This window comes from Pseudomonas sp. MF6767, assembly GCF_016405475.1.
GTDB classification, from domain to species: domain Bacteria; phylum Pseudomonadota; class Gammaproteobacteria; order Pseudomonadales; family Pseudomonadaceae; genus Aquipseudomonas; species Aquipseudomonas paracarnis.
This window is the reverse complement of record NZ_JAEKCY010000050.1, coordinates 1-1622: the sequence shown is the minus strand read 5'-3', so window position 1 is coordinate 1622 and position 1622 is coordinate 1. Positions and strand designations below refer to the sequence as shown.

The window sequence follows — 1622 nt, the reverse complement described above, 5'->3', positions numbered from 1 at the left end:
GCCAGGCCGCCCAGCTCGACGCACTGTTGCAGAAGTGCAGCCCAGTACTTCAGGAGAACTTCAAAGCCAAGTACGGCTGTGCCGCCAACGTCTTCAAATCCGAATTCGATGCCGTCTCTGCTCGAATAAGCAAGTCCGCCAGTCGGCCGCAGGAGTAAGCCATGCAAATAATCACTGAAGTTGAGCAGGGTTCGCCGGAATGGCTGGCCCTGCGCTTGGGTATCGTCACCTGCTCGGAGCTGGAATGCTTGCTGGTTAACGGCAAGGGCGAGTCAGGGTTCGGTGCCGGAGCGTTCACCTACATGAATACGCTGATCGGCGAGCGCATCACCGGCGAGGCTGCCGACCCGTTCATGGGCAACCGCCACACCGAGCGGGGCCACGAACTGGAAGGTGTCGCCCGCAAGCTCTACGAGCAGCGAGAGGAAGTCGAAACCAACCAGGTGGCGATCATCCTCAACCACGGCGCCGGATACTCGCCTGACTCGCTGGTGGGACCTAAGGGCCTCACCGAAATCAAAACAAAACTCCCGAAGTTCCAGGTTGAGGTGATCCTCTCCGGTGAAATCCCCAAGGAACACGTCGCCCAGTGCCAGGGCGGCCTGTGGGTCTCTGAGCGTGAGTGGATTGATTTCGTTTGCTACTGGCCCGGTATGCCGCTGTTCATAAAGCGCGCCTACCGGGACGAAGCCATGATCCGCAAGCTGTCCGAGCGGGTTAAGACCTTCTATGAAATCCTCGAAGATCGCATGAACCAAGTATTGGGGATCGCAGCATGATCAGCATCCTACAGAACGAAGTAGAACGCCTTCGGCCGGCATCCGAAGATATCGCTGCCAGAGTACGCCGAGCGCATCCGTGCATTCCTGGAGCTTGGAATCACACGGCGCCAGTGCTGCGGAAAGCTCGCCATCAACAATAAGGCCTTTGAGCGGATCATCGCGGCCCACGGCATCGACTATCCAAAGGCCCGGCGTGGAAGCACCTCATGCTCCGCATAGCCCGCACCCAGCAACGCAAACGTCAAACCTGGCTTGCACTGCCGGCCAGCGGAATAGAAGAGGTAGGCCATGGCAGCAGTACCGCAGAAAGAACGCTCGGCCAAGTCTGCAAGAAGGCGTGTGGCACTTGCCGAAGAGGAATTGAGGCTCAGGGTTCGGCCCGGCACCCGCCAGGCCCTGGCCGACCTCATGGAGTGGTCAGGCATTACTGAGCAGGGCGAGGCGATGACGCTGATGATTCATCACCTGCACGCGATGGGTTCCGCGAAGTGCCAGCCGCTACTAAATCCGCCGCGCCACGAAATCGAGATATCGCAAAACGTGGCGCGGGAATTTCGCAATAAAAGCCTGATGGCCACCCAGAAAGACCCGGGCGACGAGATCATCGAACCCGCCTAATCCGGCTCCATGCCAGTCACCCGTAATACCCCATATCAACGAATCACGCCAGCCTGCGCGGCAGGCGCGTGCCTGGAGGTGCGATATGTCTACCCCCCCCCCCCCAACGCATCAAGCGTAACGATCTGTCGCGCAGGCGCATCCGTAAGCGCGTCCTGCGGGCCTTCAAGTCGAGCTTTCGACTGAAAGGCGGGCCAATTGAGTCGGCATGGCTGACTACGC

General features: G+C 59.6%; 2 protein-coding genes. Both read left to right on the top strand.

Annotated features, from left to right (window positions below):
- Positions 1-161 precede the first annotated feature (161 nt).
- The gene (locus JFT58_RS30015; protein ID WP_057978607.1) at positions 162-779 is read left to right on the top strand and encodes a lambda exonuclease family protein; all 618 of its coding nucleotides are present in this window, start codon (positions 162-164) and stop codon (positions 777-779) included.
- 291 nt (positions 780-1070) lie between these two features.
- Positions 1071-1400: a hypothetical protein gene (locus JFT58_RS30010; protein ID WP_198834882.1), complete on the top strand. Its 330-nt coding sequence runs from the start codon at positions 1071-1073 to the stop codon at positions 1398-1400.
- Positions 1401-1622: the final 222 nt, after the last annotated feature.

Excerpts from the sequence above, each read along its gene's own strand:
- JFT58_RS30015 (WP_057978607.1), top strand. The coding sequence starts at position 162 with ATGCAAATAATCACTGAAGTTGAGCAGGGTTCGCCGGAATGGCTGGCC.
- JFT58_RS30010 (WP_198834882.1), top strand. The coding sequence starts at position 1,071 with ATGGCAGCAGTACCGCAGAAAGAACGCTCGGCCAAGTCTGCAAGAAGG.